Source organism: Solirubrobacter ginsenosidimutans (assembly GCF_027587205.1).
On sequence record NZ_JAPDOD010000017.1, the window covers coordinates 14,589 to 29,734 of the forward strand.

Consider the following 15,146-nt stretch of genomic DNA (forward strand, 5'->3'; position numbering starts at 1 on the left):
GCGCCAGATTACTTCACCACACACCGTCGGCGACGTGCTGGGCGTCCAGCTCGTCGACGCTCTTGACGCCCGCCAGCACGCCGCTCGCCCCGATGTCACCGAGGTGGTCGTCGTAGAGGTCGAACCAGGGCAGGCCCGCGGCCAGGTAGGCGCGGACGTCGACCGGCGTCGGCGGCAGCGGCTCGCCGGTGATCCGCGTCCAGGCCTCGCTGTTGGCGATGTGCACGTACACGCGGCCGAAGTTCGCCTCATCCCACGTGTCCAGCCCGTGCGGGTCGGGGTAGAGCTGCTGCCGCATCCGCCCGCCCGCGGCGAGCCCCATCTCCGCCGCCACGGCGCCCGCGGGCGCGCACGCGGGAGCCATCGCCCCGCTACCCCGGGCGCGCAGGCTGGCGACGTGCGGCGCCTGGTCCGGGAAGCGCCCCGGCTTGGGGTCGAAGACCACCAGCTGCAGCCCGCCGTGGGTCTCCTCCCCCGTGAGCTGGCCCTCGACCGTGTACCCCTGCCCCAGCGGCATCGCGACGAACTGCTTGATGAACCCGTCGCCCGCGTTGATGCCGTCCAGCCACGGCTGCGGCGGCGCGACCACGTAGTCCTGCTCGCCGGCCGCCAGGCACTGGTGATACGGCTTGCCCGACAACGCGTTGACCTTGCCGAGCGCGACCTTGAGCGCGTGCGGCCGCCAGTGCGCGCCGCTGAAGTTCAGCCACATCGCCTCGCGCTGGTACATCGGCAGGAACACCCCGCCGTGCTCGCGCCAGGCGGGCGGGACGCGGTCCGCGTAGTCGGCCACGCGCCGGACCGGGAAGTGCCCGAGCGAGGGCGGAAGCGGGTACTCGCGGCCGTCGTCCGGGATCCGCAACGTGCGCTCGAAGGTGACGGAGAAGTGGCGCCCGATCTGGACGCGATCGTTGAAGGTGGTGACGTCGAGCACTGGTGGAGCTCCTTCCGGGTGGGTGGTCACCCGGTCAGTCGCGGCCCGCTCGCGAAACCTGACAGGAAGAACTACATGCGTGCTTCGGGCCGCGTCGGCTGGAAGAGCTCGACGGGATTGCCCGACGGATCCTCGACGAGGATCTGCCGCCCGCCGCGGCCTTCGACGATCTCGTTGCGGAACCGCGCGCCCGCTTCGCGCAGCACGCCCACGGTCCGCTCGAGATCTCCGACCTCGAGCGCGAAGCGGTTCCAGCCGCCCGGCTGCGGCAGCGTCCCGTCGGGCATCGCCTGCCCACCGCCACCGCCGCCGCCCGGCGCGCTGAGGTTGAGCCGCAGGTCGCCCAGTGCGAGCATCGCGAACGCGGGCGCCGGATGCATTACCTCGTCGAAACCGAGCAGACCGCAGTAGAACTCGATCGCCGCATCGACGTCCTCGACGATGTACCGCACGCTCACCGAAGCCATGCCGACGGGTGTATCACTCGCAGGCGCGGCTGTCCATGAGCGCGGTCAGCAGCCGTGATCCGGATCACTCCATCTGAACCAGCTACCCCGCGTGCGAATGTTGGGCGGCGTACGTGGAGCGGCAGCCCTCGCAGCAGAAGTAGAAGTCCTCGCCCCCGACCTCCAGATGCGGCGTGGACCCGCTGACCATCACGTTCATGCCGCAGACGGGGTCGACCACCGTGCGCACCGGCTCCGGCGCCACGCTCGCCTCGGGCGCGTGCGAGGTGCGCTGGGCGATCATCTGCGCGAGGATCGAGACCGCGATGTCACCCGGTGCGCGCGCGCCGATGTCGAGGCCCGCCGGGGTCTGTACGAGCGAGCGCAGCGCCTCGTCGACGTCGAGCGACTGCAGCACCGCCGCGCCGCGCCGGGGGGAAGCGACCAGCGCGACGTACCCGACACCCACCTCGAGCGCCTGCACGAGCGCGCGCTCCTCCGCATCGCCGTGGGACGCCACCACGAGCGCCGCGTCCGAGCGCTGCGGATCGATCTCCCCGCCGCGCGAGACGCTATAGCCCGCGGCGCCGGCGACCGTCTCCAGCGCACGCGCGATCGGCGTGTCCCCCACGATCAGCACGCGCGGCGCCGCCAGGTGCGGGTCGAGGAAGATCTCGAGCGAGCCGCCGCTCAGGCACGGATTGTGCGCGACGACCACGCCGTCCTGGACGTCGTCGTCGCCCGCGCCCGGGAAGAGCCGCAGCAGCACGGCCTCGCCGGTCTCCAGCACCCGCGCGGCGTGCAGCCGCACGGACGCCTGGGCGCAGACGCCGCCCACGAAGCCGTCGATGGTGCCGTCGCCGAGCACGATCGCCGCGTCGCCGGGACGCACGCTGGTCGGCTTGGCCGCGCGCACGACGGTGGCCGTGACGAACGGCACCCGGTCGGCGAGCAGCCGCTCCATCCGCTGGACGAGATCACCCTGGCTCATTGCGCTGGCCTTCCCTTTGAACGCATCGCGTCCCACACGCGAGACGGTGTGCACGGCATGTCGATGTGACGCACGCCGAGTGCGTCGCAGATCGCGTTGACGATCGCCGGCGGCGAGCCGACGGTGGCGGACTCGCCGATCCCCTTCGCCCCGATCGGATGGTGCGGCGAGGGCGTGACGGTGAAGCCGGTCTCCCAGTCGGGGACCTCGACCGCGGTCGGGATCAGGTAGTCCATCAGCGAGGCGCCGAGGCAGTTGCCGTCCTCGTCGAACGCGATCATCTCCATCAGCGCCATCCCGACCCCGTCGGTCAGGCCGCCGTGGATCTGGCCTTCGACGATCATCGGGTTGATCCGCACGCCGCAGTCGTCGACCGCGATGAAGCGGCGGACCTTCACGTGCGCGGTCCCGGGATCGACGTCGACGACGCAGATGTAGGCGCCGAAGGGGAACGTCAGGTTGGGCGGGTCGTAGACGGCCTCGGCGTCGAGCCCCGCCTCGATCCCCAGCGGCAGCTCGATCGGCCCGCGCGACGCCACCGCGATCTCGGCGATCGACGCGCCCTGCGACGGGTCGCCCTTGACCGCCCAGCGGCCGGTGGTCCACTCGAGGTCCTCCGCTGCCACCTCGAGCATCGCGGCGGCGACGATCCGGGCCCGATCGCGGACCTTGCGGGCGGCCAGCGCGGCGGCCGCGCCGCTGACGGGCGTCGAGCGGCTGCCGTACGTCCCGAGCCCGTACGGCGTCGTGTCGGTGTCACCGTGGATGACATCGACGTCGTCGGTCGCGATCCCCAGCTCGGCGCTGACGATCTGCGCGAACGTCGTCTCATGCCCCTGGCCCTGGGTCTGCACGCTGATCGAGAGCTGTGCCGTGCCGGACGGGGAGATCCGGATGGCGGCGCCGTCGTTCATCCCCAGGCCGAACATGTCCATGTGCTTGCGCGGGCCCGCGCCGACGGCCTCGGTGAAGAACGAGAGGCCGATGCCCATCAACTCGCCCCGTGACCGCTTCTCGGCCTGCTCGGCCCGCAGCCCCGCGTAGTCCGCGATCTCCAGCGCCTTCAGCAGCGCCGCCTCGTAGTTGCCGGAGTCATAGACCCAGCCGGTCTTGGACTCGTACGGGAACTGGTCCGGCCGGATCAGGTTCGCCAGCCGCAGCTCGACGGGATCGAGGCCGAGCTCACCCGCCATGCAGTCGACGCAGCGCTCGACGAGGTAGACGGCCTCGGCGATCCTGAACGAGCACGCGTACGCGACCCCGCCCGGCGCCTTGTTGGTGTAGACGCCGGTGACCGCGCAATGTGCCGCGGCGACGTCATAGGAGCCGGTGAAGACGCTGAAGAACCCCGCGGGGTACCGCGACGGCTGCGCGGTGGCGTTGAACGCGCCGTGGTCGGCGATGACATCGACGGCGACGGCCAGGAGCTTTCCCTCGGGCGTCGCCGCCATCCGCCCGCGCATCACGAAGTCGCGCGCGAAGCCGGTCGACATCAGGTTCTCCGAGCGGTCCTCCATCCACTTCACCGGCCGGCCGAGCATGCGGGCCGCCGCGATCGCGCAGATGTAGCCGGGATAGACCGGGACCTTGTTGCCGAAGCCCCCGCCGACGTCCGGCGAGATCACCCGGATCCGGTGCTCCGGCAGGCCGGACACGAGCGAATACAACGTGCGGTGCGCGTGCGGCGCCTGGGTCGTGCACCACACGGTCAGCTTCTCGCTGACCCGGTCGAAGTCCGCCACGGCCCCGCAGGTCTCCATCGGCGCCGGGTGCGAGCGGGGGAACTGCATCTCCTGCTCGATCACCACGACGTCGTCGCGGGCGAAGATCGCCGCCGTCGCGGCCGCATCGCCCGCTTCCCAGTCGAAGATGTGGTTGTCGATCCGGCCCGGCTGATCGTCGCGGATGACCGGCGCGTCGGGCTCCAGCGCCAGCCGCACGTCGACCACGGCCGGCAGCGGGTCGTACTCGACGTCGATCAGCGCCAGCGCGTCGCGCGCCGAATAACCGTCGTCGGCGACGACGAACGCCACCTCCTGCCCCTGGAAGCGCACCTTGTCGGTCGCCAGGACCGCCTGCACGTCGGCGGACATCGTCGGCATCCACGCCTGCTCGCCGAGGTCCGCGCCGGTGATCACGGCGTGCACCTTCGGGTGCTGGAGCGCGGCCGCGGTGTCGATCGAGACGATCCGCGCGTGCGCGACCGGCGAGCGCAGCACGGCGCCGTGGAGCATCCCGGGCAGCTGGACGTCGTCGACGTAGTGGCCCTGGCCGCGGATGAAGCGCGCGTCCTCCTTGCGCCGCGTGGAGCCGAACCCGATCGTCATGTCTCGCCCTTGTGGTCGTAGACGGCGACGTTGATCGTCTTGCAGCGCCCGCACTTGATCCGGACGCGCTTGTTCATCGCCTCCAGTGACATCGCCTGCGCGAGCACGTTGCCGCACTGCACGCAGACGTAGTCGTACGGCCCGTGGCCGCGGAAGACCGGACGGTCGGGGTTCTCCTGCAGGGCGGTGCCGCCGTCGGGTGGCACCTCCCCCGCGCGGATCGCCCGCATGACCATCCGCTCGGCCATGCCTAGATCGCCGCCAGCTTGGTCGTGAAGTCCTTGATCAGCGCGTCGAGGACGGTCGAGACCACGCCCTCGCCCATCGATGCGGCCTTACCGGTGATCTTGGCCTCGGTGTGGATCGTGCCGCCGCCGTCATTCAAGGTGAACGCCACGTCGGCGTTGGCGTACCCGGAGCCACCGGTGTCCTTGGACTTGATGCGCAGGATCGCGTGCTTGGCCACCTCGTCCTTGGCGGCCACCTCGACGGTGCCCTTGAACGTCATCGACATCGCGCCCATCTTCACCTTGATCTCGGCCTTGGCCAGATCCGGGTTCTCGAGCTCGATGACCTTGCCGCCCTCGACGCACGGGATGATCCGGTCGAGGTCCAGGACCGCGTCCCAGTTGTAGTCGGCCGGCTTGCCGGTCGAGAACGAGTGGTCGAGTTCAACCATTTACTGCTCCTTGGGAAGGGTTGCGTCGATCGAGACCTCGACGACGTCGGCGACCTTCAAGGTCCCGAAGAGCGCCGAGTAGGGCTTCATGCGCCACGCGGTCTGCTTGACCGAGGCGCTGCCGGTGAGGCGGTCGCCGTCGAGTGACAGCGCGAAGGAGAGCGGCGCGCGGACGCCGAGGAGGTCGAGCTCGCCGTCGACGTCATACCCGCCGTCGGACCGGGCGGTGACCGCGCTCGAGCGGTACGCGATGTTGCCGCCCTTGAGCACCTCCTCGTCGATCGTCTGCGAGATGCCGGCCTTCTCGTCGTCGCCGAGCGGGGAGATGCCACCGTTGCCGGACACGACCCGCATCGAGCGCGCGTCGGCGGTCAGCTCGACCGCCTCGGGCGTGAGCGACCCCTGCCAGCGCTGCACCTCGATCACGAGGTTGTGGCCGGCCTTGGCCGCGGCGCCGCCCTTGCCGGTGCGGACCGTCAGCGTCCCGTTCTCTGGGCCGAGCTTGCTCATCTATAGACAGCCTGCGCGTCGAGCCCGCCTTCGACCCCGGGCGGCAGCTCGCCGGAGCCGTGGGCGTAGAGGGCGATGTCAGCGATCGTGCGCGCGCCGGCGGGGCCGACGAACACCCCGTCCTCCCACTTCAGATCGTCGGCGGGGGTCTCCAGCGCCACGCCCGCGATCAGGTGCGCCTTCGCGCGGATCTTCTCCGTCGCGCTCGCGATCGCGGTCGGGACACCGTCCGACGGGCTGGTGTTGAAGCCGTGCCCGGTGCCGAAGCGGCTCTCGTCGGCCGGGACGACCTTCACGTCGAGCGCGGGGACGCCGAGCTCGGATGCCACGAGCTGCGCGTAGCGACCCTCGTTGCCGTCGGGCTCGGTCGTCAGGCTCAGCACCATCTTGCCCGTCGGGTGCACGCGCAGGAACACCGCGCGATAGGCCTCGTCAGCCATTCTCCAGCTCCTTTCGCTTCTGGTGCGCGGTCAGCGCGTTGTGGTCCTCGCGGTCGCAGAACGCGGGCTGCGGCCCGCCTGCGGGGTGCGGCGGCACGGCGGGCCGGTCGCACCCGGGGTAGATGCAGGTCTTCACAGGCTCCATCCCGGCGTCGTCCTTCCTCGGCTCGGCCCGTAGCCGCTCGGCATCGCGACCGAGCTCCCGGCCACGGGTGTGGCGCTGGCCCATTCCTCGTCCTCCTCCGGTGCCACCGGCGGCGGCACGTCGAGCCCGCCGATCGCGTCGGCGACCTGCGCCAGCGCGGTCAGCGAGTGCCCGGAGACCAGTGCGTCGATGTACGGCAGCGCCGCCACCATGCCACCCGCCCGCGGGACGAACCCCGCGGCGGCGACGCGCGGGTTGACCCACACGATCCGGTACGCGAGCCGCGACAGCCGCTCCATCTCGCGTCCGACCAGCCGCGGCTCTCCGCGCTCCCAGCCGTCGGAGAGGATCACGACCACCGCGCCGCGGGCCATGCCGCGGCGCCCGTGGCGGTCGTTGAACGTGCGCAGCGCGTCGCCGATGCGGGTGCCGCTGGACCAGTCGGGCGCGGCGGCGGCGGCGCGCTGGATCGCGCGCTCGGGCGAGCGCGTGGCCAGCGCGCGGGTGATGCGGGTGAGCCGGGTGGCGAACACGAACGCCTCGGCATTGGCGTTGGCGGCGCAGGTCAGGAACTGCAGGTACGCCCGCGCGTACGGCTCCATCGAGCCGCTGATGTCACACAGCAGCACGAGCCGCCGCGGCACCACGCGCCGGCGCCGGTGCGCGAGGTTGATCGGGTCGCCGCCCGTGCGCAGGGAGCCGCGCAGCGTGCGCCGGAGGTCGACCTGCTCGCCGCGGCGGGCGCGGTCGGCGCGCCGCGTCCGGCGGGTCGGCGTCGCGAGCTTGAGGCGCGTCATCAGCGCGTAAATCTGTGCGAGCTCGGTGGGTGCGAGCGCGTCGAAGCGCTTGCTGCCCAGGCGCTCGCCGACGCTCGCCAGCGTCGGGGCGCCCGTATCGCCCGCCTCGTCGGCGTCGTCCGTCTCGCCCGCCTGCGCGGCCGCCGCGCGCCCACGGGGGCCGCCGGCGCTCGGCAGCGCGGGCATGTCGCCGTCGCGCGGCGCTTGGACGCCGCCCGCGCGCCCGCCACCCGGCGCATCACGATCCGCTCCCGCCGCGTCGGAGGGAAGGTCGCCCGAGGTCGCACCGTCGGTCCCGCCGCGCCCCGCCGGCCGGTCCTCGCCCGGCGAGACCTCGGCGCCCGCGGCGTCGCGGCGCTCGTCGCGCGCCTCCTCCGCCCCGCCGTCCACGCGCGAGCCGAACACGGCGAAGAACTCGCGGTCGAAGGCGTCGACCTGCGTGTGATCGGACACCATGACCGCGCGCGCCGTCCAATACAGCCGCGTGCGCGACACGGGACGCGTGAGCGTCAGCGCGGTCGCGAGGCGCGACGATCGCTCCGCGGTCACGGGCACGCCCGCCGCGTGCAGGCGCCGCCCGAACGCGGCCACCAGCGGCGCGAGGTCGAGCTCGACGGTCGCGAGCCTCACACCAAGCTCTCCAATCCGGTCGCGCGGACCACGTCCTGGTCCTCGCTGTACTTCAACACGCTGCCGAGCGTGCGGCCGATCGCGGCGGCGTCCAGCGTGTCGACGCCGAGCAGCTCGAGCGCCTTCAGCCAGTCGATCGCCTCGGCGATGCCAGGCGGCTTCTGCACGTCGCCGTCGCGCATCTTGGCCACCGCCGCCACGACCTGCACGGCCAGCGACTCGGAGGCGCCGCGCACCCGCCGGCGCACGATCTCGACCTCGCGCCGCGCGTCCGGGTAGTCGATCCACTGATACAGGCAGCGGCGCTTGACCGCGTCGTGCAGGTCCCGCGTGCGGTTGGACGTCAGCACGATCACCGGTGGGTGGGTGGCATGGATCGTGCCCAGCTCCGGGATCGTCACCGCGGCCTCGGCGAGCAGTTCGAGCAGGAAGGCCTCGAAGTCGTCGTCCGCGCGGTCGATCTCGTCGATCAGCAGCACCGCCGGGCGCGGACCGGGGTGCTGCAAGGCCCGCAGCAGCGGCCGCGCGACCAGGTACTCCGGCCCGAACAGCGCGTCCTCGGTGAGCGCGGTGTCATTGGCCTCGGCCAAACGGATCGAAAGCAGCTGCCGCGGATAGTTCCACTCGTAGAGCGCCTCGCCCGCGTCGATCCCGTCGTAGCACTGCAACCGGATCAGCGGCGTGTCGAGGACCGTGGCCAGCGCCTTGGCGGCCTCGGTCTTGCCCACCCCCGCCTCGCCCTCCAGCAGCAACGGCTGCGGAAGGCGCAGGCTGAGGAAGAGCGCGGTGGCCAGCCCCTCGTCGACCAGGTAGTCGGCGGAGGCCAGCCGCTGCGCGAGCGTCTCGACGTCGGGGGCGACGTGCTCCAGCTCCGAGGTCATTGGGGCGGCTCGGCGTTCCCCTGCATCGCGGCCCAGACGCGGGCCGGGGTCATCGGCATGTCGAGGTGGTCGACGCCGTGGCTCTCGTAGAGCGCGTCGATCACGGCGTTGACGATCGCCGGCGGCGAGCCGACGTTGGGCGACTCGCCGACGCCCTTGGCCCCGAGCGGGTGATGCGGGCAGGGCGTGACCGTCTCGCCCAGCTCGAAGTCGGGGACCTCGAGTGCGGTCGGGATCAGGTAGTCCATGAACGACCCGTTGAGGCAGTTGCCCTCGGCGTCGAACGTGATGACCTCCATCAGCGCGATGCCGATGCCCTCGGCGAGCCCGCCGTGGATCTGCCCCTCGACGATCATCGGGTTGATCCGCACGCCGCAGTCGTCGACCGCGATGAAGCGGCGGACCTTCACGTGCGCCGTCTCGGGGTCGACGTCGACGACGGCGATGTAGGCGCCGTACGGGTACGTGAGGTTCGGCGGGTCGTAGATGACCTGCGCGTCGAGGCCGCCCTCGAAGCCCTCCGGCAGCGCTTCGCCGCTGTAGGCGCGCTTGGTGATGTCGAAGATCGACACGCCCTGCTCGCGATCGCCCTTGACGTACCAGCGGCCCTTCTCCCAGGCGAGGTCCTCCAGGCGGGTCTCGAGGATCGTCGCCGCGATCGCCCGCGCCTTGTCGCGGACCTTGCGCGAGACGACCGCGACGGCCGCGCCACTCACCGGCGTCGAGCGCGAGCCGTAGGTGCCGAGCCCGTACGGCGACTTGTCAGTGTCGCCGTGGCGGACCTCGACGTCCTCCGGCGGGATGCCCAGCTCCTCGGCGACGATCTGCGCGAACGTCGTCTCGTGGCCCTGACCCTGGGTCTGCGCGGAGAGGCTCACGACGGCCTTCCCAGACGGATGGATGCGCAGATCCGCGCCGTCGTTCATCGACAGCCCGAGGATGTCCATGTGCTTGCGCGGGCCCGCGCCGACGCCCTCGGTGAAGAACGACACGCCGATGCCCATCAGCTCGCCGCGCGCCCGCTTCTCGGCCTGTTCGCGGCGCAGGTCCTCGTAGCCCGCGATGTCCATCGCGACCCGCATCGTCTTGTGGTAGTCGCCAGAGTCGTAGGTCCAGCCGGTCGTCGTCTCGTACGGGAACTGGTCTTCCTTGATGAACGACCGCATCCGCAGATCGATCGGGTCGACCTTCATCTCCAGCGCGAGCGCGTCGACCATCCGCTCCACCAAATAGACCGCCTCGGTGATGCGGAAGGAACACCGGTACGCGACCCCGCCCGGCGCCTTGTTGGTGTAGACGGCCTTGACCTTCACGTGCGACGCCTGCAGGTCGTAGGAGCCGCAGACGATGTGGAAGAACCCGGCCGGGAACTTGGTCGGCTGGGCGGTCGAGTCGAACGCGCCGTGGTCGGCGATGACGTCCACGCGCAGGCCGGTGATCTTCCCGTCCTTGGCGCAGATCTCGGACTTCATGATGTAGTCGCGGGCGAAGCCCGTGGACATCAGGTTCTCGGAGCGGTCCTCGATCCACTTGACCGGCACGCCGGCGACGATCGAGCCGGCGATCGCGCACACATAGCCCGGATAGACCGGCACCTTGTTGCCGAAGCCGCCGCCGATGTCACCGCAGCGGATGCGGATCATGTGCTCGGCGAGACCGGCGACGTGCGCGTAGACCGTGCGGTGCGCGTGCGGCGCCTGGTTGCCGTTGTAGATGTCGAGCTGGCCGGTCTCCGGATTGAAGTCGGCGATCATGCCGCAGGTCTCGAGCGGAGCGGGGTGACAGCGCGGGTAGATGATGTCGCGCGCGACGACCGTGTCGGCCTCCGCGAAGGCCTTGTCGGTCGCGTCCTCGTCGCCCGCCTCCCAGGTGGGCGAGGCGAGGTTGTCGATCTGGCCTTCCTTGTCGTCGCGGATCAGCGGCGCGTCGGCATCCAAGGCCTTGCGCGCGTTGACGACCGCGTCCAGCGGCTCGTAGTCGACGTCGATCAGCTGCAGCGCGTCGCGGGCGATGTACTCGTCGGTCGCGATCACCGCCGCGACCTCCTGACCCTGGAAGCGGACCTTGTCGCCCGCGAGCACGGCCTGCGTGTCGTAGGAGATCGTCGGCATCCAGGCCAGCCCGAGCGTCTCCAGGTCCTTGGCCGTGATCACCGCGGCGACGCCCGGCAGCGCGAGCGCGGCGCTCGTGTCGATCGAGTTGATCCGCGCGTGGGCGAACGGCGAGCGCAGGATCGCCATGTGGACCATCCCGGGCAGGCGGATGTCGTCGAGGTAGTTGCCCTGGCCGCGGATGAAGCGCGCGTCCTCCTTGCGCTTCAGGCGGCCGAAGCCGATCGGCCGGTCCTCGATCGCGCTCATCGCGACACCTCCTGGTGTTCCGCGGCCCACCGGGTGGCGGCGACGATGTTCTTGTAGCCCGTGCAGCGGCAGATGGCGCCGGAGATCGCGACGCGGATCTCGTCCTCCGTCGGGTCCGGGTTCTCGTTGAGCAGTGCGCGCGTGGTCATCAGCATCCCCGGCGTGCAGAACCCGCACTGGAGCGCGTGGCACTCGTGGAAGCCCTGCTGGATCGGGTCCAGCTCGCCGTCCTTCTCGAGCGACTCGACGGTCGCGATCTCATGGCCCACGGCCATCGCCGCCAGCGCCGTGCAGGACTTCAGCGGCTTCCCATCCATCAGTACCACGCAGGCGCCGCAATTCGACGTGTCGCAGCCCCAGTGGGTGCCGGTCAGGCCTGGCGTGTCGCGGATGAAGTGCACGAGCAGCGTGCGCGGCTCGACGTCGCGCGTCACCGTCTCGCCGTTGATGACGATCGAGATATCCATCACGCCTCCTGCTTGAGAGCCCGCGCCGCCGCCGTGCGGAGCGCTCGTTTCGTCAGCACGCCCGCGAGGTGGCGCTTGTAATCGACCGGTCCGCGGCTGTCGGGGATCGGCGAGCAATCCTCGGACGCGACGCGCCCCGCCTGCTCGAACAGCGTGTCCGACGGCACCTCGCCACGCAGCAGCTCCTCCGCCCGCGTGACGTCGACGGTGGTCATGCCGACCGCGCTCAACGCGATGCCGGCATCGGCGATCCTGTTGCCGTCGAGCCACACGGCCGCGCTGGCCGCCGCGATCGCCCAGTCGCCCGCCCGCCGCTCGACCTTCTCGTGCGCGGAACCGGCCCCGGGCCGGACCTTGAAGCGCACCTCGGTGACGAGCTCACCCTCGCCCACCGCGGTCATCCACGGGCCGAGGTGGAACTCGCCCATCGGAACGGTTCTCGCACCGTCGGCCCCGACGATCGTCACGACGCCCTTCAGCGCGGAGGCGACCGCGGAGAGGTCCTCGGCCGCGTCGGCCTGGCACAGCGAGCCGCCGATCGTGCCGCGGTTGCGGACGACCGGGTCGGCGATCACGTTCTCGGCGTCACGGAACGCCGGGAACCGGCTCCACAGCAACTCGGACTCGAGCAGGTCCACGTGCCGCGTCAGCGCGCCGATCGCGATCTCGTCGCCCTCCTCGCGGATGTACTGCAGCTCCGTGAGGTCGTTGATGTCGATCAGCCGCGACGGCTGCGCGAGCCGCAGCTTCATCATCGGGATCAGGCTGTGCCCGCCCGCGACGATGCGCGAGTCCTCATGCTCCTTGAGGGCCGCGATCGCCCCGGCGACGCTCGTCGCCCGCTCGTAGTCAAACCGCGCTGGCGTCTGCATCTTCAGCCTCGTATTGGACGGGAGCGTTGGTGCCGATGACCGGCGAGCGGCCGGGCCGCTCGACCGGGTAGAGCGCGCGCGCCGCCAGGCTGCCGCCGAGCACGTTGCGCAGGACAGGTCCGCCCGCGGGGCTGGCCGCGGCGATCGGTGCCTCGCGGCCGAGGCGGGCGAGCGTGAGCGTGCCGCGGGTGTAGACCTCGCCGATCCGCGGCGCCTTGGTGTCCGCGCTGCCGGGGAAGTCGCGGAAGCCGGCCGCGGCCGCACCCGGGTAGAGGCCGTCGACGAGCCCGACCGCATCCTCCATGCCGGCCTTCTTGACCAGCAGGCCTTCGAGGGCGGAGACGGCGGCGTCGAGGTTGGCGTTGATGTCGTCGACGACGGGGGCGACGGGCTTGGACTTCTCGACGATCTCGACGACGGCGGCGATCGCCTCGTCCAACCCGTTGGCGATCTTCGTCAGCGCGACGATCGTGGAGACGAGGAAGTAGACAAGCGCGAGCACGATCAGGACGACCGTGATCAGCAAGAGGACCGCGGGGCCGCTCACCGCAGACCCCGTTCCTGGGTCCCTGGGGCAGGAGCATGGGCCCTCGCTGCCGCTCCTCCAGGGTCGTCGTCCAGGATCACGTCGAGCGAGCCGCCGTACGCGGCGACGTTCTCGACCGTTTCGCGCACCTGCGTCTGCGTGGTCAGCAGCAGCGGGACGGCGTCGAGGTCCTTCGATCCCGCTCTCGCCGCGTCGCGGATGCGATTGATGCTCGGGACGATGCCGTTGGCCTCGTCGAGCACGCCTTTCAGCAGGATGACGACGACCGGCACGACGACGACCAGCAGGACGATGTCGAGGATCCACCAGAGGGTCATCGCGGCCTCCTCTCGGCCACGATCGCCGCTTTCGCGCCGATCCCGGGCAGCGCGGACAGGATGATGTCGAACTGGGCGTTGATCGCCTTGACGGCGGGCTCGAGCGGCTTGAGGTGGTCGTTCTCGACCATCTCCAGCGCGCCGGCCAGCGTGGCCAACCCGTGCGAGATGTTGCGCAGGCGGGTGCGGACCTCGATCAGCGCGACGGCCAGCACGGCGACCACGACGACGGCGAGCAGGATGCTCAAGAGGGCATGTCCGCTCATACTCTGACCCCGGTTGTGGGTCCCTGGGCCACGCGTGCGGGCCCTCGTTGCTCGGTTGCCAGGGTCCTCATGCGGCTTGCACTCCCCCGTAGCCGTCGGTGAGCGCGTTCATGTAGCCGTCCTGGACGACGGCTTCCTCCACGATCAGACCGAGCACGGGCGCGGTGGCCTCGAGCTGCGGGATGTTGGCGGTGTTACCCGCGACGCTGGTGGCGACCTCGAGCAGGCCGTTGACCGAGCCCTCGATGTCACGGACAGCGCGGATCAGCATCAGCAGCAGCGCGGCGACGATCAGCGCGGCCACCAGCCCGATGACCAGGGCGAGGTTCCAAGCACCGGTGTTGCTCATTTGCCCACCGCCACCTTTCGCAGGGCGCGCGCGGAGTGCAGGATGCGCACGCCGGAGTCGTTGATCTGGCCGATGTCGTTGAGCTTGGTCGTCTGCTGACGCACGACGTCCACGCCCCCGACCGCGGTCCGCGCCTGATCGGCGATCCGTTGCGCGAGGCGGACGATCGTGATGACGATCGCCGCGGCGATCAGGATCACCAGCACGCCGAGCACCAGCCCGACGGTCCATCCGGTGGACATCTCACTCCTCCTTCTTGGGTTGGGCGCGTTCGGTGGCGCGCGCGAGGACGCGCTCCGTGAGAACGCCGACGACGTGCCGTTTGTAGTCCGCGGATCCGCGTTGATCGCTGACGGGTTCGCATGCGGACTGCGCGAGCCGGGCCGCACGCTCGAAGGTCTTCTGGGTCGGCGGCTCGCCGATCAGCGCCCGCTCGGCCTTGCTGACCGTGATGTCCCCGCCGACCGCCGCGAGCGCGAGCCCCGCCTGCGTGATGCGACCGTCCTCGCCGAGCGTGAGCGCGGCGCCGGCGGCCACGACCGCCCAGTCACCGACGCGGCGATCGACCTTCAGGTACGCGCTGCCGCTGTTCGCGCTGACCGGGACCCGGATCTCGACCAGCATCTCGGCAGGCCCGACCGCGGTCTCGTACGGCCCTCGGTGGAACTCGTGCATGTCCACGACCCGCTCGGCTTGCATTCCCCGGATCACCAGCTTGGCCTTCACCGCCGCGCAGACCGCGGAGAGGTCCTCCGACGGGTCGGCCTGGCAGAGCGCTCCGCCGATCGTCCCCCGATTGCGGACCACAGGGTCCGCAATTACACGCTCGGCATCCGTGAAGATAGACAGGTTCTCCAGCAGATACGCCGATTCCAGCAGGGCGTTGTGGCGCGTCATGGCGCCGATCCGCACCTCGGCCGGGCCGGGCTGGATGTAGCCGAGCGCGTCCGCGAGCGGATCGATGTCGATCACGTACTCGGGCGCCGCCAGCCGCAGCTTCATCATCGGCAGCAGGCTGTGCCCACCGGCCAGCAGCCGGGCTTCGGGTCCGTGCTCTTCGAGCAGCGCCAGCGCCTCTTCGACGCTCGTCGCTCGCTCGTATCCAAACGGTGCTGGGACCTGCAGGACTCCTCCTTGGTCTCTCCTCCATTTGGGAGATTGGCGCTGTTATGGTCGCCTTGTCAACCA

At 70.9% G+C, this 15,146-nt stretch carries 20 protein-coding genes; all 20 read right to left on the bottom strand.

Annotated features, from left to right (window positions below; genetic code table 11):
* Nucleotides 1–13: 13 nt before the first annotated feature.
* Complete coding sequence (locus OM076_RS18105; protein WP_270041443.1) at nt 14–934, bottom strand: hypothetical protein; 921 nt, start codon at nt 932–934, stop codon at nt 14–16.
* A 71-nt stretch (nt 935–1,005) separates the two neighbouring features.
* Nucleotides 1,006–1,401, bottom strand: coding sequence for a VOC family protein (locus OM076_RS18110; RefSeq protein WP_270041444.1), 396 nt, complete (start codon nt 1,399–1,401; stop codon nt 1,006–1,008).
* Between the two features lie 82 nt (nt 1,402–1,483).
* Nucleotides 1,484–2,371, bottom strand: coding sequence for an XdhC family protein (locus OM076_RS18115; protein WP_270041445.1), 888 nt, complete (start codon nt 2,369–2,371; stop codon nt 1,484–1,486).
* Nucleotides 2,368–4,698, bottom strand: a complete 2,331-nt coding sequence (locus tag OM076_RS18120) for an aerobic carbon-monoxide dehydrogenase large subunit (protein ID WP_270041446.1) — start codon at nt 4,696–4,698, stop codon at nt 2,368–2,370. Before OM076_RS18120 ends, OM076_RS18115 begins: the two co-directional genes overlap by 4 nt.
* Nucleotides 4,695–4,946, bottom strand: a complete 252-nt coding sequence (locus OM076_RS18125) for a hypothetical protein (RefSeq protein WP_270041447.1) — start codon at nt 4,944–4,946, stop codon at nt 4,695–4,697. The genes OM076_RS18120 and OM076_RS18125 overlap by 4 nt, the downstream gene beginning before the upstream one ends.
* A 2-nt stretch (nt 4,947–4,948) precedes the next feature.
* The gene (locus OM076_RS18130; protein WP_270041448.1) at nt 4,949–5,377 is read right to left on the bottom strand and encodes an SRPBCC domain-containing protein; all 429 of its coding nucleotides are present in this window, start codon (nt 5,375–5,377) and stop codon (nt 4,949–4,951) included.
* Entirely contained in the window at nt 5,378–5,887 is a 510-nt protein-coding gene (locus tag OM076_RS18135; RefSeq protein ID WP_270041449.1) for a YceI family protein, read from the bottom strand.
* On the bottom strand, nt 5,884–6,327 hold the full coding sequence (locus OM076_RS18140; protein WP_270041450.1) for a molybdopterin cofactor-binding domain-containing protein: 444 nt from the start codon (nt 6,325–6,327) through the stop codon (nt 5,884–5,886). The genes OM076_RS18135 and OM076_RS18140 overlap by 4 nt, the downstream gene beginning before the upstream one ends.
* On the bottom strand, nt 6,320–6,472 hold the full coding sequence (locus OM076_RS18145; RefSeq protein ID WP_270041451.1) for a hypothetical protein: 153 nt from the start codon (nt 6,470–6,472) through the stop codon (nt 6,320–6,322). The genes OM076_RS18140 and OM076_RS18145 overlap by 8 nt, the downstream gene beginning before the upstream one ends.
* The gene (locus OM076_RS46160; protein WP_270041452.1) at nt 6,460–7,899 is read right to left on the bottom strand and encodes a vWA domain-containing protein; all 1,440 of its coding nucleotides are present in this window, start codon (nt 7,897–7,899) and stop codon (nt 6,460–6,462) included. Before OM076_RS46160 ends, OM076_RS18145 begins: the two co-directional genes overlap by 13 nt.
* Nucleotides 7,896–8,780 (bottom strand): AAA family ATPase, encoded by an 885-nt coding sequence (locus OM076_RS18155; RefSeq protein ID WP_270041453.1) that lies wholly within the window; start codon nt 8,778–8,780, stop codon nt 7,896–7,898. The genes OM076_RS46160 and OM076_RS18155 overlap by 4 nt, the downstream gene beginning before the upstream one ends.
* Complete coding sequence (locus OM076_RS18160) at nt 8,777–11,140, bottom strand: aerobic carbon-monoxide dehydrogenase large subunit (protein ID WP_270041454.1); 2,364 nt, start codon at nt 11,138–11,140, stop codon at nt 8,777–8,779. The genes OM076_RS18155 and OM076_RS18160 overlap by 4 nt, the downstream gene beginning before the upstream one ends.
* Nucleotides 11,137–11,607: a (2Fe-2S)-binding protein gene (locus OM076_RS18165; protein WP_270041455.1), complete on the bottom strand. Its 471-nt coding sequence runs from the start codon at nt 11,605–11,607 to the stop codon at nt 11,137–11,139. The genes OM076_RS18160 and OM076_RS18165 overlap by 4 nt, the downstream gene beginning before the upstream one ends.
* The gene (locus OM076_RS18170; protein ID WP_270041456.1) at nt 11,607–12,479 is read right to left on the bottom strand and encodes an FAD binding domain-containing protein; all 873 of its coding nucleotides are present in this window, start codon (nt 12,477–12,479) and stop codon (nt 11,607–11,609) included. Before OM076_RS18170 ends, OM076_RS18165 begins: the two co-directional genes overlap by 1 nt.
* Nucleotides 12,457–13,026 (bottom strand): hypothetical protein, encoded by a 570-nt coding sequence (locus tag OM076_RS18175; protein WP_270041457.1) that lies wholly within the window; start codon nt 13,024–13,026, stop codon nt 12,457–12,459. Before OM076_RS18175 ends, OM076_RS18170 begins: the two co-directional genes overlap by 23 nt.
* Entirely contained in the window at nt 13,023–13,343 is a 321-nt protein-coding gene (locus OM076_RS18180; RefSeq protein WP_270041458.1) for a hypothetical protein, read from the bottom strand. The genes OM076_RS18175 and OM076_RS18180 overlap by 4 nt, the downstream gene beginning before the upstream one ends.
* Nucleotides 13,340–13,609, bottom strand: a complete 270-nt coding sequence (locus OM076_RS18185; protein WP_270041459.1) for a hypothetical protein — start codon at nt 13,607–13,609, stop codon at nt 13,340–13,342. Before OM076_RS18185 ends, OM076_RS18180 begins: the two co-directional genes overlap by 4 nt.
* 67 nt (nt 13,610–13,676) lie before the next feature.
* Nucleotides 13,677–13,958, bottom strand: a complete 282-nt coding sequence (locus OM076_RS18190; RefSeq protein WP_270041460.1) for a hypothetical protein — start codon at nt 13,956–13,958, stop codon at nt 13,677–13,679.
* The gene (locus OM076_RS18195) at nt 13,955–14,200 is read right to left on the bottom strand and encodes a hypothetical protein (RefSeq protein WP_270041461.1); all 246 of its coding nucleotides are present in this window, start codon (nt 14,198–14,200) and stop codon (nt 13,955–13,957) included. Before OM076_RS18195 ends, OM076_RS18190 begins: the two co-directional genes overlap by 4 nt.
* Nucleotide 14,201: 1 nt before the next feature.
* Complete coding sequence (locus OM076_RS18200; RefSeq protein ID WP_270041588.1) at nt 14,202–15,083, bottom strand: FAD binding domain-containing protein; 882 nt, start codon at nt 15,081–15,083, stop codon at nt 14,202–14,204.
* Between the last annotated feature and the right edge of the window lie 63 nt (nt 15,084–15,146).